General features: G+C 67.7%; 23 protein-coding genes. 11 read left to right on the forward strand and 12 right to left on the reverse strand.

The genetic code is table 11. The features are described 5' to 3' along the window. Positions 1 to 3: 3 nt before the first annotated feature. The 4 genes from VF651_06075 to VF651_06090 form a co-directional block, all read right to left on the reverse strand. On the reverse strand, positions 4 to 306 hold the full coding sequence (locus VF651_06075) for a DUF2231 domain-containing protein (protein HEX7965266.1): 303 nt from the start codon (positions 304 to 306) through the stop codon (positions 4 to 6). A 128-nt stretch (positions 307 to 434) separates the two neighbouring features. Further along, positions 435 to 854, reverse strand: a complete 420-nt coding sequence (locus VF651_06080; protein HEX7965267.1) for a DUF6326 family protein — start codon at positions 852 to 854, stop codon at positions 435 to 437. 22 nt (positions 855 to 876) lie between these two features. After that, positions 877 to 1,578: a DUF4386 domain-containing protein gene (locus tag VF651_06085; GenBank protein ID HEX7965268.1), complete on the reverse strand. Its 702-nt coding sequence runs from the start codon at positions 1,576 to 1,578 to the stop codon at positions 877 to 879. Positions 1,579 to 1,602: 24 nt separating this feature from the next. After that, on the reverse strand, positions 1,603 to 2,607 hold the full coding sequence (locus VF651_06090; GenBank protein ID HEX7965269.1) for a tetratricopeptide repeat protein: 1,005 nt from the start codon (positions 2,605 to 2,607) through the stop codon (positions 1,603 to 1,605). Positions 2,608 to 2,804: 197 nt separating this feature from the next. Between VF651_06090 and VF651_06095 the strand changes: the two genes are divergently transcribed. The 3 genes from VF651_06095 (at position 2,805) to VF651_06105 (ending at position 5,191) form a co-directional block, all read left to right on the forward strand. Continuing rightward, positions 2,805 to 3,449 carry a TetR/AcrR family transcriptional regulator gene (locus VF651_06095; protein HEX7965270.1) on the forward strand — a complete coding sequence of 215 codons (645 nt, stop codon included), beginning with the start codon at positions 2,805 to 2,807 and terminating at the stop codon, positions 3,447 to 3,449. Between the two features lie 134 nt (positions 3,450 to 3,583). Further along, complete coding sequence (locus tag VF651_06100; protein HEX7965271.1) at positions 3,584 to 4,246, forward strand: TetR/AcrR family transcriptional regulator; 663 nt, start codon at positions 3,584 to 3,586, stop codon at positions 4,244 to 4,246. A gap of 168 nt (positions 4,247 to 4,414) precedes the next feature. Beyond that, positions 4,415 to 5,191: a class I SAM-dependent methyltransferase gene (locus tag VF651_06105; GenBank protein HEX7965272.1), complete on the forward strand. Its 777-nt coding sequence runs from the start codon at positions 4,415 to 4,417 to the stop codon at positions 5,189 to 5,191. A gap of 129 nt (positions 5,192 to 5,320) precedes the next feature. Here VF651_06105 and VF651_06110 read toward each other — a convergent pair whose 3' ends face one another. From VF651_06110 to VF651_06125, 4 genes are all read right to left on the reverse strand, one after another. Continuing rightward, entirely contained in the window at positions 5,321 to 5,872 is a 552-nt protein-coding gene (locus VF651_06110) for a hemerythrin domain-containing protein (GenBank protein HEX7965273.1), read from the reverse strand. Positions 5,873 to 5,998: 126 nt separating this feature from the next. Continuing rightward, positions 5,999 to 6,328 (reverse strand): DHCW motif cupin fold protein, encoded by a 330-nt coding sequence (locus VF651_06115; protein HEX7965274.1) that lies wholly within the window; start codon positions 6,326 to 6,328, stop codon positions 5,999 to 6,001. A gap of 2 nt (positions 6,329 to 6,330) precedes the next feature. Continuing rightward, positions 6,331 to 7,116, reverse strand: coding sequence for a PhzF family phenazine biosynthesis protein (locus VF651_06120; GenBank protein ID HEX7965275.1), 786 nt, complete (start codon positions 7,114 to 7,116; stop codon positions 6,331 to 6,333). Positions 7,117 to 7,173: 57 nt separating this feature from the next. Continuing rightward, the gene (locus VF651_06125; protein ID HEX7965276.1) at positions 7,174 to 7,371 is read right to left on the reverse strand and encodes a hypothetical protein; all 198 of its coding nucleotides are present in this window, start codon (positions 7,369 to 7,371) and stop codon (positions 7,174 to 7,176) included. 95 nt (positions 7,372 to 7,466) lie between these two features. On the opposite strand from VF651_06125, the gene VF651_06130 reads away from it, so the two are divergent. Beyond that, a complete protein-coding gene (locus tag VF651_06130) occupies positions 7,467 to 8,255 on the forward strand; it encodes a zinc ribbon domain-containing protein (protein ID HEX7965277.1) in 789 nt (262 codons plus the stop codon). 1 nt (position 8,256) lies between these two features. On the opposite strand, the gene VF651_06135 is transcribed toward VF651_06130, so the two are convergent. Beyond that, a complete protein-coding gene (locus VF651_06135) occupies positions 8,257 to 9,780 on the reverse strand; it encodes an FAD-dependent oxidoreductase (GenBank protein HEX7965278.1) in 1,524 nt (507 codons plus the stop codon). 165 nt (positions 9,781 to 9,945) lie between these two features. On the opposite strand from VF651_06135, the gene VF651_06140 reads away from it, so the two are divergent. Continuing rightward, positions 9,946 to 10,920: a hypothetical protein gene (locus VF651_06140; GenBank protein ID HEX7965279.1), complete on the forward strand. Its 975-nt coding sequence runs from the start codon at positions 9,946 to 9,948 to the stop codon at positions 10,918 to 10,920. Between the two features lie 152 nt (positions 10,921 to 11,072). After that, positions 11,073 to 12,353 carry a sorbosone dehydrogenase family protein gene (locus tag VF651_06145; protein ID HEX7965280.1) on the forward strand — a complete coding sequence of 427 codons (1,281 nt, stop codon included), beginning with the start codon at positions 11,073 to 11,075 and terminating at the stop codon, positions 12,351 to 12,353. 10 nt (positions 12,354 to 12,363) lie between these two features. On the opposite strand, the gene VF651_06150 is transcribed toward VF651_06145, so the two are convergent. Further along, complete coding sequence (locus VF651_06150; protein HEX7965281.1) at positions 12,364 to 13,587, reverse strand: DNA polymerase IV; 1,224 nt, start codon at positions 13,585 to 13,587, stop codon at positions 12,364 to 12,366. A gap of 211 nt (positions 13,588 to 13,798) precedes the next feature. Here VF651_06150 and VF651_06155 point away from each other — a divergent pair, with 211 nt between their 5' ends. Beyond that, positions 13,799 to 14,053: a GlsB/YeaQ/YmgE family stress response membrane protein gene (locus tag VF651_06155; GenBank protein ID HEX7965282.1), complete on the forward strand. Its 255-nt coding sequence runs from the start codon at positions 13,799 to 13,801 to the stop codon at positions 14,051 to 14,053. Positions 14,054 to 14,227: 174 nt separating this feature from the next. Continuing rightward, positions 14,228 to 14,755, forward strand: coding sequence for a DUF2569 domain-containing protein (locus VF651_06160; GenBank protein ID HEX7965283.1), 528 nt, complete (start codon positions 14,228 to 14,230; stop codon positions 14,753 to 14,755). Here VF651_06160 and VF651_06165 read toward each other — a convergent pair. Together VF651_06165 and VF651_06170 are read right to left on the reverse strand one after the other, a co-directional pair. Beyond that, positions 14,752 to 15,210, reverse strand: coding sequence for a DUF4442 domain-containing protein (locus tag VF651_06165; protein HEX7965284.1), 459 nt, complete (start codon positions 15,208 to 15,210; stop codon positions 14,752 to 14,754). The genes VF651_06160 and VF651_06165 overlap by 4 nt on opposite strands. Positions 15,211 to 15,215: 5 nt before the next feature. Continuing rightward, positions 15,216 to 16,706: a PLP-dependent aminotransferase family protein gene (locus tag VF651_06170; protein HEX7965285.1), complete on the reverse strand. Its 1,491-nt coding sequence runs from the start codon at positions 16,704 to 16,706 to the stop codon at positions 15,216 to 15,218. A gap of 191 nt (positions 16,707 to 16,897) precedes the next feature. On the opposite strand from VF651_06170, the gene VF651_06175 reads away from it, so the two are divergent. The 3 genes from VF651_06175 to VF651_06185 are packed head-to-tail and all read left to right on the forward strand — an operon-like array spanning position 16,898 to position 18,622. Then, positions 16,898 to 17,530, forward strand: coding sequence for a LysE family translocator (locus VF651_06175; protein ID HEX7965286.1), 633 nt, complete (start codon positions 16,898 to 16,900; stop codon positions 17,528 to 17,530). 10 nt (positions 17,531 to 17,540) lie between these two features. Continuing rightward, positions 17,541 to 17,711, forward strand: coding sequence for a hypothetical protein (locus VF651_06180; GenBank protein ID HEX7965287.1), 171 nt, complete (start codon positions 17,541 to 17,543; stop codon positions 17,709 to 17,711). Next, positions 17,708 to 18,622, forward strand: coding sequence for a DMT family transporter (locus VF651_06185; protein ID HEX7965288.1), 915 nt, complete (start codon positions 17,708 to 17,710; stop codon positions 18,620 to 18,622). The genes VF651_06180 and VF651_06185 overlap by 4 nt, the downstream gene beginning before the upstream one ends. Positions 18,623 to 18,624 lie beyond the last annotated feature (2 nt).

An 18,624-nucleotide genomic window follows, 5' to 3' on the forward strand; every position in this document is an offset into this window, starting at 1 on the left:
GCTTCATCGCCCACCGTCGCCTGCATGTCCAGCACCAGTCCTGACCAGGTGAAGTCCCGTGCTCCGTAACCTTCTCCTGAGAATGGATCGTAGTACTCCCCCGGCGAGCACGGCCGTCACCAGGCCGCCTGCGAGCAGCCAGCCGGAGGCCGTGACCAGGCCCGTGTCGCCGGTGCTGCGGAACGCGAGGTCGCAGATGAATACTGCGATGAAGAAGCTGATGGGGAACTGCACCAGCATCGGGTGGATGGGATGTCCGGCGATGCTCGCGATGCTGCGGGGGTTGCGCTCTAAGTGGGTTGCCATGGCTGCCGTCTTCCTGGGAAAGATGGATCCATGCTCTTCCCGCCGCCACCCCGCGACAGTGAGGCCAATCACAGCGCGATGTGCCTGCGCCGCATTATGGAACGCGGCGAGATATCGCTTCGCCGCAGTTACTCCGTTTCCCGTCGCTTCGGCCAGGTCCAGGCGAACCAGACCACCCCGAGCGTCATCGCGATCTCGATCACGCCATAGTAGATGTAGAAGCGCCAGCCCCACATGGTGATGCAGATGATGACCGTGAACAGCACGCCGGCCACGAGGTTCAGCCAGCGGTTGAAGGCGGGCTTCAGCAGCAGTGAGAGCGCGATCATCAGCGCCGGGATGGACATCATGGCCGAGGTGCCGAGCAACACGCCCTGGGTGGTGGGACCGAGCGGGCCCATCTTGCCATCCAGCATGCTCTGCAGCATCCCCGGCACGTAGAGGCCGAAGTAATCCGCGTAGATATAGCAGAACATCACCGCGGTCCACAGGCCCGCGAGCTTGAGCTTCACATTCACCGGCGTGTCTTGCAGCGTCTTCCCGTCCATCCCATACCCCTTTTGTCGTGGATCAGGCCGCCGCCGGCCGCGGGCTCTGCTGCCTCGCCCCGAATATCAGCAGCCATAGCGTGATGGCGACCTCCCCGAGCTGGAACGGGAAGCTCCAGGTGTTGATGGCATCCACGCGATCCGGCAGGAACATGTTGGCGAAACTGAGGGCGATCCAGGTCGCGCCGTCCAGGATCAGCCACCAGCCCAGCACCCGCGGGAACCAGCGGGACTTGAGGATGAGGATCGCCATGGGGAAGAGCCAGACACCCCACAGCACCTCGGCCGAGACCACGGACTGGTAGTGCAGCCGGGTGAAGAAGTAGGAGAGGGCGTAGCGCTGGGCTTGCGTGAACACGTCGAGGTAATCGGCGCCGCGCACCAGCAGCAGGGCGGCAGCGTCGGTCACGGTGTTGAGCAGGTAGTGGGCCGCCGGCAGGATGCCTCCGGCGATGACCAGGAACTGCGCCTGCCAGCGGTCCACATCCTTGAACAGGCGATAGAAGGCCAGCGCCAGGCATACGATCACCACCGCGCCCCAGCTGTCCATGAAGATGCCGAGCTGGAACAGGGTCTGATGGGCCAGGATGTTGGCGGCGGTCGCGCCGGCATCCCCCGGCACGAACAGCTTGCTGGGGATGATGATGAGACGCAGCGGACCGATGAACACCAGCGCCAGGTACCAGAGGCCGGTGATGCGCGCGTTCTTGCTGAGCTCCGTCATGGCATTCCTCCTCTTGCCCTTCGCTTACTTGAGGCGGCCCTGGGCATCCTTGAGCTTGGCGATGAGGATGGGATCGGCGCGCTCGTTCAGGGAGCCGGCGGTGGCGTACTCGGCCTTCGCCTGGTCCTTGTGGCCCTGGGCTTCGTAGATGTTGCCGAGGCGGAAATGAGCCCACGCATGCGAAGGCTGGGTGTCCGGCAGGTCCGTGAGCGCGAGGTACTGCTTCAGGGACGCGATGCCCTCGTCGTAGTTCGCCTTGGCGATGCCGGCGGTCTTGCCGATCTGGTACCAGGCGGAATGATCGTTCGGGTCCTTGGCCTCAGCCTCATGGAAAGTCTTGAAGGCCTCGGGGTAGCGCTTGGCGCCCGCGTAGAACATGCCGAGCGCCATGAGGCTGTCGCTGGTCTTGTCCTGGGCGACGGCCTGCTGCAGGTAGCCCACTGCCTCATCGTCCTCGTCCTCGTGGCCCGCCTCGTTGGCGCGCACCCGCAGGGCCTGGATGGGGTCCAGTTTCTCGATGATCGCCTCCTGGTCATGGGCCTTGGAGGAACTGCCGCCCATGAGGCCGGGCACCATGATGTAGTACATGGCGAGGCTCACGTGGGCGTCCACGTCGTCCGGCTTGAGCTTGGCGGCTGACTCCCATTCGGCCTTGGCGGACTTCATGAGGCCCAGCATGGCGAACATGCCGGTGGAACCGTCGGCCATGCCCTGTTGGGTCTTGAAGCCATAGGCCCCGCCGAGGGCGCTGTGATAGAGGCCATTGTTGGGATCGAGAGCGACAGCGGTCTTGAAGGCGGCGATGGCGTCGTCCGCCTTGCCGAGCCCCAGGAGGGCCTGGCCATAGCGGTATTGGACCTCGGCGTCCTTGGCGTGGTCAGCCAGCAGCGGCTGGATCTGCGCCAGCGCCTTCTGGCAGTAACCGGCTTCCACGTCCTTGATGGCCTGCTCCGGCACTGTGCCCGCGGAGGCGGCCTGGGCCAGGATTCCCGCGACCAGGAGCGCTACAGTTTTGTAAGCCTGCTTCATACCCCAATCCCCGTCGTTATAATACTGTTCTATAACACTAAAACACCTGCTTGCATTTGGCAAGGGGTGCCTCGGGGATTTTTCAGGGCGCAGATACTAAGGCTTTATCGGCGCCGGGGACGGGTCATTACCTAATAGTAATCATCCCCAGGGCGTGACAATTTGACCCTCCGCTCACCATGGTTCAGGGACGAGTCATGCTCAAGACCGCGGAGCTTCCGGGCCGCAATGCGGCCATCGTGCGGGACCTGCTGCAGGCGGGCGAGATCCGTTCCAGCACCCGCCGCCACATCACCGCGACTGCCCGCCAGTGCTTCCTGCGCTGGGGCATCGAGGACACATCGCTCAGCGACGTGGCCCGCGCCGCCGGCCTGCCGCTGGCGGACCTTCGGGACCATTTCGACGACAAGCTCAACCTGCTGACGGCGGTATTCGACGAGTGCTGGGACGTGCTGAACGCACGGCTCGTGGACGTCGCCGCCACCTCCCTCAGCGCCCGCGACGCGCTGCTCTCCATGCTGGGAGTGGTGCTGCGCTCGATGGTGCGGGACCGAGATCTCGCGCAGATCATGCTGCTGGAGAGCCACCGGAAGGAGGCCGCATCCTCGCAGGGTTACCGTCAGTTCATCGGTTTCTGCGGCGAGCTCTCCGCGCGCGGGCGCGAGGACGGCAGCTTCATCAGCACCTGCCGGCCGGAGTCCATCGCCTCCCAGCTCATCCGCGCCGCCGAGAGCGTGATGCAGTACCGCCGGGCCGCGGCCCAAGGCGGGGAGCTTCCCCTGTCTCCCTCGGCGGAACTGGCTCTCGCCTTCGATATGTTGACCACCGGCCTCAGGGCCTAGGTGCGGCGCGGGGCCTGGCAGTCCGCTCAGGTGTTTGCCAGCGCCGGTTGCGGTGAATCCCCAATGGCGCCGGTAAAACCCTATTAAGACAATAGCGCCATGTTCCACGTATAGGGATTTCCCCGGAACAGGCCATGTTGGATTCTCCCACCCCCAAACCGGCGCAGATCCCGCTGTTCAGCCACGGCGCGGATGACATAAACCTCAGGCAGTCGGCGGTGCGCCGCCACATCCTCGAGGTCGCGAAGCAGCGCTTCGCGCGCCAGGGTTACGACGGTGTCACCTTCGCCACCATCGCCCGCGCCGCGGACGTGCCCTTCGCGCAAGTGCTGATGCACTTCGACGGCAAGCCGAGCCTCCTCGCCGCGGTGTTCGACGAGGGCTGGGCCACCATCAATCTGCGCTTCGCCGACATCGTGCTCACCTCGGTGACGGCCCGCGACGCGGTGCTGTCCATGCTGGTGGTCATGACCCACATCCTGGACCGGGACGAGGACCTGGCGCGCCTCCTGCTCCTCGAAAGCCGCCGCACCCACCCGGCCAACGGCCAGACCGTCTCCTCCAAGGGCTACCAGGACTTCGTGAAGCTGTGCGTGGACCTCGTCATGCGCGGCCAGAAGGACGGCAGCTTCAGGAACAACTGCCACCCCCGCGTGGCCGCTTCGCTGCTCATCGGCGCGGCGGAGAGCCTGTTGCGGGACCGGCTGATCGCAGACCAGGAGGGCGGGGCGCAGCCCTACTCCAAGGAGCAGATCGCCACGGTTTTCGAGGCGCTGGTGTCGTACCTGAAGCCTTGAAGCCCGGCGGGGAAATCCGCCGGGCAACCCAATCGTTGCACCCTCTTTGAGCGGCTCATTTGACAGATGTCAGAGTCGCTCTTTTTTTACCGGCCTGATGTCACCACCGCTTCACCGGTCTCCAGCTACAATCCCGGACCTTCAATCCACCTTTGGGAGGGGAAGAAGATGAAGACGAACCTCAGGATCTCCTTGCTCGCCATGGCGCTCGCTGCGCCGCTGGTGGCGTTCGCCGCCGCCTCCGGCGGCAAGGGCGCCACGCCGGCCTACGTGACCGCCGCCATCAACGACGCCGCCCGCAAGGACGATGCCGCCGATGACGCGCGCCGCAAGCTCGCCGAGGTGATGACCTTCGCCGAGGTGAAGCCGGGCCAGAAGGTGGCGGAACTGGTGCCGGGCCAGGGCTACTGGACCAAGGTGTTCAGCGGCATCGTGGGCCCCAGCGGCCAGGTCTACACCGTGTGGCCGAACGAGATGGACAAGTACTCGGCCGAGAGCTTCAAGAAGTGGCAGGACCTCGTCACCCGGGCGCCCTATACCAACGTCAAGCTGCTGCACCAGGCGGCTGCCAAGCTGGATCTGCCGGAGTCGGTGGACCTGGTGTTCACCGTGCAGAACTACCACGACTACCACGACAAGTTCATGGGCCCCGTGGACATGGCCTCGTTCAACAAGCAGGTGTTCAGCGCGCTGAAGCCGGGCGGCCTGTACGTGATCGTGGACCACGTGGCGCCGGCGGGCTCGGGCTTCGCGGACACGGACACCACGCACCGCGTGGATCCGGAAGCGGTTAAGAAGGAAGTCGAGGCGGCGGGCTTCAAGTTCGAGGGCGCGAGCGATGCGCTCAGGAACCCGGCCGACAAGCACGAGGTGGGCGTGTTCGACAAGTCGATCCGCGGCCACACGGACCAGTTCATCTACAAGTTCAGGAAGCCGGCCCACTGACGGGCCGCCAACCGTACCGGCGACATGCCTGCCGGCTGCTAGGTCAGCCGGCAGGCATGCCTCGGAACCCCCTAAACTGATCTCCCCATCGTCCAGGAACCCGGCGGGAGCCCGCCGGATCGAAGCCTTTCAATAAGTCTCGGGCGGCATGTAGAGCGTGTAGAAGGAGCCTTCCGCCCGCTCGACCCGCTCGCAGAACTCCTCGCTCACGCCGCTGATCTCGATGCCGAAGCGCATCGCGGTGCGCTCGGTCACCGGATAATTCAGATAGTGGTTCAGGAAGCTGTCCACCGCGCGCTCGATGTAGCTCGAGTTCGCGCGCATCTCCTTGAGCAGGTCCTTGGCGTCCGCGCCCTTGAGATGGCCGGAAAGGTAGTCCTGCAGCTCATCGTGCTCCTTCCTCAGGTGCACGACTAGCTCATCCTTGAACTGCTGCAGGGTACCCCGCACTTCTTCGTACCGGCCCTGTTGGGCGGCGCTATGGGCCTTCACCAGCAGCATCACGAGCTCGCGGTGCTGATGGGTGAGGGCCGCGACCAGGCTGGGATCATAGGGGACTTCCGGCGCCGCCTCGGCGGAGGGCGGCACGCCTTTCTTGGGCTGCTTGCGGAAGAAGGCGTTGAGCATGGATTCCCCGTCGTTCCTGACTGCGCTGCCGTGGTGGCCCAGGTGGTATTCCATGGGTCATAGCATCGCCAAGTGGCGGGGAAGGTTATGTAGGCGCCATCCTACTGGGCGTGTAATCCAGGCGCGGGACCGGGGGTAAGGCAGGTCCCGGCGGGCAGCCTGATTTTGGGAAGGAATTCCCTAATCCACGATGAACAGCTTCGCCCCTACGGGGGTGGAAGAACGGTGAGGTTCGGCGTCGTCCGCCACCTGGTAGCTCATGCCGGGCTTCAAGGTGAACTCGCGGCCGTCCTCGAGCCGGGTGTGCAGCTCGCCCTCCAGGCACAGGAGGATGTGGCCCTTCTTGCACCAGTGGTCGGAGACGTAGCCGGGGGTGTATTCCACCAGGCGCACGCGCAGGCTCCCGAACTGGCGGGTGCGCCAGTAGGCCTTGCCGCTTTCGGCGGGATGCTCGGTGCGCTCGATCTCGGACCAGTCGGTGGTGCCGAAGGGGATGCCGGACATCTGCATGGTTATATCTCCGCCTCGCCTTCCATGTAGAAGACCGCGCTGCCCTCGAGTTCGACCCGCTCACCCTTCAGCCGGCACAGCACCTCGCCGCCCCGGGACGAGGCCTGGAAGGCGCGGAACGCGGTCTTGCCCAGGCGTTTCGCCCAATAGGGCGCCAGCATGCAGTGGGCGGCGCCGGTGACCGGATCCTCGGGGATGCCCTTGGCGGGGGCGAAGTAGCGGCTGATGAAGTCGTAGCCGCCGTCGCCCGGCGCGGTGGCGATGATGCCGGGGCGGTCGATGCGCGCCACCGCCGCCATGTCCGGCGCGAGCTTGCGCAGCTCGGCGGCGCTCTCCAGCACCGCGAGGTAGTTGAAGGCGTTGACGTAGACCTCCGCGACCTTCGCGCCCAGGGCGCCGGTGAGGCCGGCAGGCCCGGCGGTGCGCTCGCAGGGCCGCGCCGGGAAATCCAGCACGTAGCCGCTGGCGCCGCGCGCCACCGTGAGCGGTCCGCTGGCGGAATGGAACACCACGCGCTGGCGGCCGGGCTCGAGCTTCTCCATCACCACCGCAGCGCTCGCGAGCGTGCCGTGGCCGCAGAGCGGTACCTCCACGTGGGGCGTGAACCAGCGCAGCCTGTAGTCGCCGCCCTGCGGCACCAGGAACGCGGTCTCGGAAAGGTTGTTCTCGGCGGCGATGGCCTGCAGCACCGAGTCGGCCGGGAAGGCCGCGAGTGGCATCACCGCAGCGGGGTTGCCCGCGAAGCGGCGGCTGGTGAAGGCGTCGACCTGGTAGATGGGCGTGCGCATGACGGCTCCCGTGTGGGGAGCGCAGATTCTACCCGCGACCGGCCGCGGGGTGTGCCGCTATTCCTTCTGCTGCAGCAAGCCTTCCAGCGCCTCCTTGTCCACATGCACCACGACCGCCACGAGGCGCTCGGGGTCGATGGGGGGCGCCGTCTTCGCGTCGCCGTCCGGGTCCGTGGCAGGCGTCTCGGGTACGGCATGGGTGATACGGCCTGCCCGGTGGCTGATGATGTGTTCCAGTCCGATCTTGGATTTCATGGCGTTCCCTCCCTGGAGGTGCATGCCAGCTATATCAGCGCGCCGCTTCATACGCATCGGGCAAGCACCTCAATGGATGCCTTAGACTTGGGGCCATGGATGCCTGCCCCAAATGCGCCTACGCCCGCCAGCCGAAGGACCTGGACCCTTATCTGGAGTGTCCGCGCTGCGGCATCGTGTTCGCGAAATACGCGAAGCACCATGCTGCGCCCGCGCCGGTGCCGGCTGAGGGGCCGGTGGAAGTGGCGGAGGAGGCGGAAGAGCTGCCCCTGACGTTCTGGCAAAGAGCGCACGACCGGCTGTTCGAGCTGCCGGAGAAGCCCGACCCGCTGGTGATGGCGGCCCAGGCGCTGGTGCTGGCGGTGATGGTGGCCTGGGGCATCAGGCTCATCACCTATAAGGTGATCACCGCCGAGATCATGTACTCCTTCCTGCACAACGTGGACCTGCCGATCCACGAGTTCGGCCACGTGCTGTTCCGGCCGCTGGGGGAGTGGATGATGTACCTGGGTGGCAGCCTGTTCCAATGCCTGCTGCCCGCTCTCATCGGCATGGTGTTCCTGTTCAGGCAGCGCAACCCCTTCGCTGCCGCGTTCTGCCTGTGGTGGACCGCGGAGAACGTGCTGGACGTGGCCCCCTACATCCGCGACGCGAAGCTGATGGCGATGCCGCTGGTGGGGGAATGGAACGACGAGGTGGCGGAGCTGCACGTGCTGCGCCACGACTGGCACAACATCCTGCTGAAGTTCAACGCGGTGGACGCGGCGCCGGTCCTGGGGTCCCTCGCGCATGCGCTGGGCGCGGGGCTGATGGCGCTGTCCTGGCTGTGGGGCGGCCTGTGGCTGTGGAAGGCCTGGCAGCAGCAGCGGGACGCGGCCTACTGATTCATTCCTGTCCCATGCGCGCGGCGGTCTCGAGGCTCAGCTTGTCGCGGTAGATGGTGGCGAGCGCCATGAGCTTGCCGCCCAGCAGGTAGCTCACGGCGCAGTCCAGCCTGGCGGGATCGCCGTCCACCCGGATCTCGTCCCACTTCTCGGCATGGCCCACGTAGTTGATGGCCACGTCGTAATGCTGGCTCCAGAAGAACGGCACCGCCGTGAAGCGCTCGCGGTAGCCCAGCATGTTGCGTGCCGCCGTCTCGCCCTGGCGCTGCGCCACCACCCAGTGCTCGACGCGGATGGGCGCGCCGCTATGCCGGTCCGGCCAGCGGGCGATGTCGCCGGCGGCGAAGATGCCGGGCTCGCTGGTCTCGAGGTACTCGTCCACCAGCACGCCCTTGTCCTGCCTGAGCCCGAGCTTGTCCGCGAGCGCGGTGACGGGCCTGACGCCCACGCCGATGACCACCAGGTCCGCGGCGAGCCTGGCGCCGCCGCTCAGGGTGGCTTCGTCCTTGCCGATGGCGGTGACGGTCTGGCCCAGGTTGAACACCACGCCCTTCTGCTCGTGCAGGCCCCGCACGAAGTCGCCGAGCTGCGGCCCCAGCACCCGCTCCAGCGGGCGCGCCTCCGGCCCCACCACCTGCACCTCGAGGCCGCGCGCGCGCAACGAGGCGGCGGCTTCCAGGCCGATGAAGCTCGCGCCGATGACGAGCGCGCGCTTGGCGCCGGCCTCGATGCCCCTGACGATGCCTTCGCTGTCGGCGAGGGTGCGCAGGTAATGCACATGGGACTGGTCGGCGCCCGGCGTCGGCAGTCTCACGGGCTCGGCGCCGGTGGCGAGCAGCAGCGCACCGAAGCTGTGCTGCTGGCCATCGGCGGTGCGCAGGGTCTTCGCCGCCGCGTCGATGGAGTCCACGCGGGCATGCATGAGCGTGATGTCGTGCTGCTTGAAATGCTTCTCGCCATGCACCGGCACCCAGGCGGCGGGCGCGGTGCCGGCGAGGAAATCCTTGGAGAGGTTAGGCCGGTCCGGCGGCAGGCCTGCCTCGGCGCTGATGAGGGTGACGGGGCCCTGGTAGCCCGAGAAACGCAGGGTGGTGGCGGCTGCCTCGCCCGCCGCGCCGCCGCCCACAATGACCACCGACTCCGGCGGCTTCGCGTCCGCGGGCCGCTTGCGCGCGCTCACGCTCACGGGCGGCAGCTTCTCGCCCACGAACAGCTTGCCGTCACGCTGTTCCACCTTCCAGCGCGGCAGCGGGTTCAGGGCCGGCGCCGCCAGTGCTTCACCGTTGCGCAGGCTGAAGCAGGCGTGATGCCAGGGACAGCGCACCGTGTCGCCCACCACCAGCCCCTTCGCGAGCGGCCCGTGGTAGTGGCTGCACTCGGCACCGATGGCTGAGTAGCCGTCGCCCAAGGCAGCGAGCAGCACCGCGTCCTTGTCCACGTGGCCGAGCAGGGGACTGCCGGGCTTCACCTCCGAAGCGGGCACGCCCTGGGTGAGGTCGGGACCGGAGGGCTTGGACTTGGCCATGATATGTCTCGCTTGTCGTGGGTTTCTGGCAAGGCACCCCAATCTTACTACCGCGTCATGACGGCGGCGCTTATGTAAATGGGAAGCGCGCGATGGGGGCGGACAGCGACGCGATTTGCGTGGCAGCGCACAGACGCGCCGCACACATCGCCGCAGTATCGGACCATGAACCCCGAATACCGCGAGACCACCATGGAACAAGTCAGCATCCATCCGCTGCAGGAAGACCAGTACCACGAAGCCTCGGGTACCGGCGCGCCCCTCGGCACTACGAGCGCCACCTCCTGGGGGGCGATCTTCGCCGGCGCCGCCGCAGCAGCCGGACTCTCACTGATACTGCTGTTCGTCGGCGCAGGCATCGGCCTTTCCTCCGTCTCCCCCTGGTCCCACAGCGGCGTGAGCGGCACCACCTTCGGCGTCTCGAGCATCCTCTGGATCACCTTCATGCAGCTCGCCGCCTCCGCGGTGGGCGGCTACCTCGCGGGCCGGCTGCGCACCAAGTGGACACGCGTTCACAGCCACGAGGTGTTCTTCCGCGACACGGCCCACGGCCTCTTGGCCTGGTGCGTGGCGACCCTCGCCACCGCCACGCTGCTCAGCTCCGCGGTGGGTACCATCGTGGATCGCGGCGTGCAGGCGGGTGCCACCGTCGCCGGCGGTGCCGCGACTGCGGCGGTGAGCGCCGCGGGCGCTGCGGCCACCAACAACGACAGGAGCGGCGGCAACGGCGGTCCGACCGGCTACTTCGTGGACCGCCTGTTCCGCAACACCGGCGCGCCGGGCGCGACCGCGGCACCGGCCAACGTCAGCGACTCCGAGGCCGCGGCGGAGGCGACGCGCATCTTCGCGAGCTCCGTGGGCGACGTCGGCATGACCGCGGACGACACCCATTACCTGGGCCAGCTGGTGGCCCAGCGCACCGGCCTCTCACAGGAAGAGGCGGAGCGGCGCGTCAGCGACACTTATGCGGCGCTGAAGGCCAAGGTCGGCGCGGCGGAGAACCAGGCCAAGGAGGCGGCCGACAAGGCCCGCAAGGCCTCCGCTTACGCGGCGCTGTGGTTCGCCGTGGCGCTGTTCATCGGCGCCTTCGTGGCGAGCTTCAGTGCCACCTTCGGCGGACGCCTGCGGGACGCCGTCTGATGAACCATGCCCGCGGTCGAACCCGAGAGTGAGGAGAAGTTCATGCGTTACCTGCTGCTATGGGTGCTGGGCGTACCCATCCCGATCCTGATCCTGATCGCGCTGCTCTGGCACTGAGCATGCGCCGGCTCGCGCCGCTCCTGGCCGGGCTGATGTTGCCGGCGCTCTGCGCCGGCGGTGCCGCGCTACCGGAGCAGGCGGGCTACGGCCCGCATCCCACGCTGCCGGAGCCGAGTCACACCCTCATCCCCACTGTGAAGATCGCGCCGGCCAAGGGCTGGGCGGCGGGCGCCAAGCCCACGCCGGCCCAGGGTCTCGCGGTGCAGGCCTTCGCCACGAAACTGCAGCACCCGCGCTGGCTCTACGTGCTGCCCAACGGCGACGTGCTGGTGGCGGAGACCGACGCGCCGCCCAAGCCCGACGACCGCAAGGGCATCAAGGGCTGGGTGATGAAGAAAGAGATGAAGAAAGCGGGCTCCGGCGTGCAGGAGAGCCAGAACCGCATCACGCTCCTGCGCGACGCGGACGGCGATGGCCGGGCCGAGACCCGCAGCGTGTTCATCGGCGGCCTCAACTCGCCCTTCGGCATGGCACTGGTGGGCGACGCGCTCTACGTGGCCGACACCGACGCGCTGCTGCGCTTCCCCTACAAGCCGGGCGAGACCGAGATCCGCGCGGACGGCGTCAAGGTCACCGACCTGCCGGCCGGCACCATCAACCACCACTGGACCAAGAACGTGGTGGCGAGTCCCGACGGCAAGCACCTCTACGTGACGGTGGGCTCCAACAGCAACGTGGGCGAGAACGGCGAAGAGGCGGAAGAAGGCCGCGCCGCCATCTGGGAAGTGGACACCGCCACCGGCCAGAAGCGGCTCTACGCCACCGGCCTGCGCAACCCCAACGGCATGGATTTCCAGCCGGACACGGGCGCGCTGTGGGCGGTGGTGAACGAGCGGGATGAGCTCGGCAACGACCTCGTGCCCGACTACATGACTGCGGTGAAGGAGGGCGCCTTCTACGGCTGGCCCTACAGCTACTACGGCCAGCATCCTGACGACCGGCCCAAGCCGCCGCGGCCGGACCTGGTGGCCAAGGCCATCGCGCCGGACTACGCGCTCGGCTCCCACACCGCCTCGCTGGGACTCATGTTCTACAAGGGCACGCTGCTTCCGGCGCGCTACAGGAACGGCGCGTTCATCGGCCAGCACGGCTCCTGGAACCGCGACCCGCCGGCGGGCTACCGGGTGGTCTTCGTGCCGTTCACCGGCGGCAAGCCCAACGGCTATCCGGAGGAGATCCTCAGCGGGTTCCTCGACAAGGACGGCAACGCGCAGGGACGCCCGGTGGGCGTGGCGGCGGACAAGGCCGGCGCGCTGCTGGTGGCGGACGACGTGGGGAACACGGTATGGCGGGTGACGCCGCAAGGCCATTAGACGGGACGCCCTAGATCGTCTGGCGGTGGCCGCTGGGCTTCCAAGAAGGTGAGATCACATCCGGCGTGGCGCTCTTATTGAGCATGCGCGCCGGCATCACGGTCCAGCGCCCGTACTTATCGTTGATGCGGTCCATCACCGCGTTCACCTGTGACTGCCGCTCCGGCGGAGCCTCGAAGAGGTCGCGCTGGTTGCCGGTCTGCTTGGGATCCAGCGCCCGCACCGCCACCTGGTAGGAAGGCTCGCCGCGCCAGCGCCGCTCCAGGAGGTGCGCGCAGAAGGCGTTGATGGCGTGGCCGTCATCGGTGGGGCAGGGGGCCCGGTACTCGCCGCCGATCCAGCCTTCGCCTGTGGACAGGCCCACGCCGAAGCTGAGCGCCTGCAGGCCATGGCGGCGCAGGCGCAGGGCCACGGTCTCGGCCATGTGCTGCAGGTAAGCCGCGAGGATCTCCTTATCCCGCGTCGCGGGCGGCAGCACCTTGCTCGCGCCCACGGACTTGGGCGCGGCCACCAGCGTCTCCACCTTGCTGGGGTCCTGCCCCTGGGCCATGAGCCAGATGCGCCTTCCCAGGTTGCCGAAGCGCCCGGCGAGCACGCTCACCGGAAGTTTCTGCATGTCGCCGCAGGTCTTCACGCCGCGCTGTGCCAGGAAGCCGCCGATGCCGCGGTTGATCCCGCAGAGCTCGGTGACGGGCACCGGCCGCAGCCGCTCGCGCGCCTCCCAGGGCGGGATCACCACCAGGCCGTCCGGCTTCACCAGGCGCGCGGCGTACTTGGCGGTGGTCTTGTCGCCGGCGGCGCCGACGCTGCACTTGATCTGCGCCGTCTCCCACACGATGCGCTTGGTCATGTGCGCCATGTCTTCCGGCGTGCCGTGGAGGTGCTGCACGCCGGTGACATCCAGGAAGGCCTCGTCGATGGAGAACACCTCGAGGTCCGGCGTCACCGCGTCCAGCGCCGCCATGATGGCGGTGGAGACCTTCACGTACTCGGCGGGACGGGAGGCGCGCTTGACGATGTCCGGGCAGAGTCCGCGCGCCTCGCGGATGTGCATGCCGGTGCGCACGCCCTTGGCGCGTGCCTCGTAGCTCGCGGTGATGAGGGTGGTCCCTTGCTCGCCGTTGGTGACTCCCACCGGCCTGCCGCGCAGCTCCGGGAAGTCGCGCTGCTCCAGGGACGCGAAGAACGCGTTCATGTCCACGTGGAGGATGGCGCGGGGCCAGGGGGTGGACATGGGAGATTCCTTCAAGGTAACTGTATATTTATACAGTTATTGTCTTTTGCCGTCAAAAGCCCTGTATTTCCCGGGACTTAGGTCAAATGAGCCTCAGGAAACCTTCGGTTCTGTGACCTAACCCCCAGCGTGAATGTCGCATGCGGCTTACCTTGGAACCATCGACGGGGGTTCCGCACCGTCGCGATAAGAAGAGGGAAGAAGAAGGTCCATGTTCACCCTGACCGCACTGATCCTGATGCTCGTCATCGGCGCCATCGCCGGCTGGCTGGCGGGTGTCGTGATGAAGGGCCGCGGCTTCGGCGTCGCCGGCAACATCGTGATCGGCATCGTCGGCGCCGTCATCGGCGGCTTCCTGTTCGGAGCGGTGGGGATCATTTTCTGGGGTCTGTTGGGCACGTTGATCGAAGCCTTCATCGGCGCGGTGATCCTGCTGTTCATCGTCGGGCTGATCAAGAAGGCCTAGGCCAGAGCTTGGCCAGGGATGGCACGCCTGCAAGGACGCGGGCGTCAGGGCACACTGGATGCCCGGAGCGAAAGCAGACGCAAAGCCCTCAAGACCCGGCCCCGCCTCCGCGGGGCTTTTTATTTGGGCAGGGCGGTTCCGGTATGCTCTGGCTTTCGGGGCAAGGGGGATGTCATGACCGAAACGTCACCGGATACCGCAGCGTCCGTGCCGAAGAAGCTGGAAGGCCTGGGCGGCTGGCTGATATTGCCGGCGATCGGCATGTTCTGGAACATGCTGGCGCTGAGCTATGGGCTGTTGAGCGCAGTGGCGCTCAAGTTCAGCCCTGACATGGCGGAGGCGATGGCCGGGCGCGGCATCGATATCAATGATCCCGCCTGGCTGAGGCTCCTGAACTTCGAGCTCTTCACCTCGGTGCTGCTGCTGTGCCTGGTGATAGCTCTGCTCGTGTTGTTCTTCCTCAAGTCCTGGTGGTTCCCGCGGGCCTTCATCGCCTTCCTGGTGGCGAGCGTCCTGGTCAAGGCGGGCGACGTGATGCTCGCCCATGGCGTGGCGACGCTGGACCTGAGCCAGACCGCGGGCAGCTCGTTCACGGAACTGATGCGGCCGGTGTTCGCATCGGTGATCTGGATACCGTATTTCCTGGTGTCGGAGCGGGTCAAGAACACCTTCGTGCGGCACCGTCCGGCGACGGCGACCTAGGGTTTCGGCGGTTTCTTCCTGATGTAGAGCGTCTTCACCACCCGCGCCACCACGTCGCCGGCCTCGTCGGTGACCTCCACGGTGAACTCCGGCAGGTATTTCTCGCCGCCCTCGGTGTGCGCCAGGATCTCCCGCACCCGTCCCTCCGTGAGGTAGAAGCGCGCGGTGACGCGGCCGCGGCCGGGCTTCAGGTACTCGATGGCGGCGCGCTGGTCCCACACGTAGTAGCCGCGCCCCAGCACGTGCAGCAGCATCACCGCGTAGCAGGCGTCGGTCATGGCGAACAGGCTGCCGCCGAAGTGGGTGCCCACGTAGTTGCGGTTGTACCAGTGCTGCTTGAGCGTGACCTCGGCCTCGCGGTAATCATCGTCGAGGCGCGTGACGCGGATGCCCGCGAACAGGAACGGCGGCCACAGGTTGATGCCCCGGCGCAGGGTGCGGGCGCTGACGCGCACCGCTCTCAGCCCGCCTTGCGCCGGCTGCTGCGCTGGGCCGCGGCGATCGCATCCATGAGCAGGCCCATGCCCTCATGCAGCTGCTGCGGGGCCTGGCTGGCATAGCCGAGGCGCAGGTGGGTGAGGCGGGAGGGCGGCGTCAGGTGGAACTCGGACTCGGGCGTGACGTACACGCCGGCCGCCTGCGCCCGCGCCACCACCGCGTCGCTGTCCACGCCGCAGTCGAACCACAACGCCATGCCGCCGTCCGGCACGTTCCAGCTGAGGGGCAGGCCGCGGGCACGGCCCGCCTCCAGCGCCTGCACCATGGCGTCGCGCCGCTCCTGGTAGACGCGGCGCATGCGTTTCAGGTGCCGCTCGAAGCCGCCGTTGTCCATCCAGCGCGCCACCGCGTCCTGCATGAAGATGCTGTTCTGGCGCGTGACCAGGGCGCGCAGCCGGGTCAGCGGCTCGAGCAGCTCCTCCGGCACCGCCATGAAGCCGATGCGGGCCGAGGGGAACATGATCTTGGAGAGCGTGGAGATGTAGATGACGAGGCCGCAAGGGTCGCTGCTGGCCATGGGCGCGATGGGCTGCGAGCGGAAGTGGAACTCGTGGTCGTAGTCGTCTTCCAGGATCGGGATCTGGTGGCGGCTGGCGAGTTCGTAGATGCGCAGGCGCCGCGCCTTGGGCAGCGTCACCGTGGTGGGGTACTGGTGGTGGGGCGTTAGATAGATGAGGCGGAGGCGGTGCTGGCTGATCGCCTCCTCCAGGGAATCTGGGTCCATGCCCTGGGCGTCCACCTTGAGCGGCACCACCTCGCCGCCGGCGGCACGGATCGCGTCCCAGGCGGCGGCATAGCCGGGCGACTCCACCGCCACCTTGTCGCCGGGCATCACCAGCAGCTGGGCGGTGAGGAAGATCGCCTCCTGCGCGCCGTGGGTGATGATGATCTTGCGCCCGGTGAGCGCGCGCACGCGCCGCAGGTACTCCTCCATGCAGGCGATGAACTCGGGATGCCCGGCCGGGCTGCCGTAGTCGCTGCGGCGGGACGGGGAGCGGCGCAGCGTGTCGGCCACGCAGGCGCGGAACTCGTCGTAGGGGAAGAGCTGCAGGTCCGGCTGGCCGCCGAGGAACGCGTAGGGGTAGCTGCTGGTGTCCGTGACGCCGCACGGGAACACCGTGCCCTGGCGCGCGACGCGCCACTTGAACTTGCGCTCGAACGGCGAGGCTTTCTTGCCGCCGGTCTTGGGGCTGAAGAACGCGCTCGGCAGCACCTCGCAGACCCGGTGCGCGCGCCGCTCGCCGGCCTCCAGCCAGCCTTCGGCGACGAGCTCGTCCATGGCGGCGGTGACGGTATGGCGGTGCACGCCGAGGGCCTGGGCCAGCACCCGGCTGGAAGGCAGCCGTTCACCGGGCTTCGCCTGGCCGGCCTGGATCGCGTTGCGCAGCGCCTCGGCGATGCGCAGGTAGCCCGGACGGGCGTCTTCGGGGACGGTCAGCACCAGGTCGAGCATGGCTTGCACCCCTCCCTATGGCCCGCACAGGGCGGGACATCTGGTCTAGGAAAAAAGTGGAAACTGGCACTTAAAAGTGTACCAGATAAACGCGATGATGCACGCCCACGGAGGCCCGCGCATGACCGGTCCGAAAACGGCCGGTACCGGCAAAGGCTCACCGCTAGTCTTTGCCGCACACAGGAGACGCCATGCCCAGCCTCGCCGCCATGACCGCGTTCGGGATCATCAGCTTCGGGTTCGCCATCACGCCGGGGCCGAACATGATGTACATCCTGTCGCGCTCCCTGAGCCAGGGCGCCGCGGCGGGCCTGATGTCGCTGGTGGGCGTGGCGGCGGGCTTCGTCGTGTACCTCCTGCTGTCGGCGTTCGGCATCACCGCGGTGGTGATGGCGGTGCCCGTCGCCTACGACGCGCTGCGCATCGCCGGTGCGGCTTACCTCCTATACCTCGCCTGGGGCGTACTCAAGCCCGGCGGCCGTTCGCCGTTCGAGACGCGCATGCTACCGCCCCACAGCGACCGGCGGCTCATCGCCATGGGCTTCATGACCAACCTGTTGAACCCCAAGGCGGCGATGCTCTACCTCGCACTGCTGCCGCAGTTCATCGACCCCAGCCGGGGCAGCGTGCTGCTGCAGGCGCTGGTGCTGGGCTGCATCCATATCACCCTGAGCCTGCTCGCGAACGGCAGCGCCGCGCTCGCTGCCGGCGGCATCTCGCGCTTCCTGGCGAAGAGCCCCGTCTGGCTCAGGGTGCAGCGCTGGTTCATGGGCACGGTGCTGACCGCGCTCGCCGTCAACATGCTGCGCGAATCGCGCCGCTAGAGGAGTCTCCATGCAGATCCCGCAGACCGAAGCCGAACGCGTGCAGTTCCTGATCTCCCTGGGCCGGCAGCCGGGCGTGGGCGCCTGGTTCACGGTCTGGCGCATCGCCACGCGGCGGCGCGAGCGGACGGCGCCCAGGCGCGCGGCGAAGCCGATGCCGCAGGGGAGCTGCGCCGCATGAACCTGCCCAAGCACTCGAGCCTGGCCTATTGGGCCGCGGGCCTCACGCTGCTGGTGTGGTCGTCCGCCTACGCGGCGATCTCCTACGGCCTCAAGCTGTTCACGCCCGGCGAGATCGCGCTGGTGCGCTTCGCGGTGGCGGCGTCGGTGTTCGCGGTGCCGGTCGCGCTCGGCCGCGTGAAGCTGCCGCCGCGCCAGGACTGGCCGGCGGTGATCCTGCTGGCGCTGGTCGGGCACACGCTGTACCAGCTCGCGCTCGGCTACTCCATGACGCGCCTGTCCGCAGGCGCGGCGGCGGTGGTGATCTCCACCGTGCCGAGCGTGACGGCGGTGCTCGCCATGCTGCGCCTGCAGGAACACATCAGTCCGCGCGCGGCGTCCGGCCTCGCGATCGCGTTCGCCGGCACGCTGCTGGTGACGCTGGGCCGCGGCCACGGCATCCACTTCGAGCCGCTCGCGTTCCTGGTGTTCGTGGCGGTCATGGCGAGCGCCGTGAACTTCGTGTTCCAGAAGCCCCTGCTGGCGCGTACCGACGCGCTCGGCTTCACCGCGGCCAGCATGTTCGTGGCCACGCTCTCGTTCCTGCCGCTCGGCACCGCGCTGCCGGCCAAGCTCGCGGCGGCGCCCTGGCCGCAGCTCGCCTCGCTGCTCTACCTGGGGCTGTTCCCCACCGTGATCGGCTTCGTGTGCTGGTCCTTCGCGTTGGCGCGGGCGCCGGCCTCGCGGGTGGCGAGCTTCCTCTACCTGCAGCCGCTCATGGGCTGCGTCATCGCCTGGTTCTGGCTCGGCGAAGTCCCGACCTGGCTCACGGTGGTGGGCGGCACGCTCGCCGTCCTCGGCGTGGTGCTGGCCACGTTGCCGGGCCTCCGGGTGCCGGCCTGGAAGCGGCGGATAGAGCCCGAGACATGCTGAAC

This window comes from Gammaproteobacteria bacterium, assembly GCA_036383255.1.
In the GTDB taxonomy this organism is placed as follows: domain Bacteria; phylum Pseudomonadota; class Gammaproteobacteria; order Natronospirales; family REEB76; genus DASUBN01.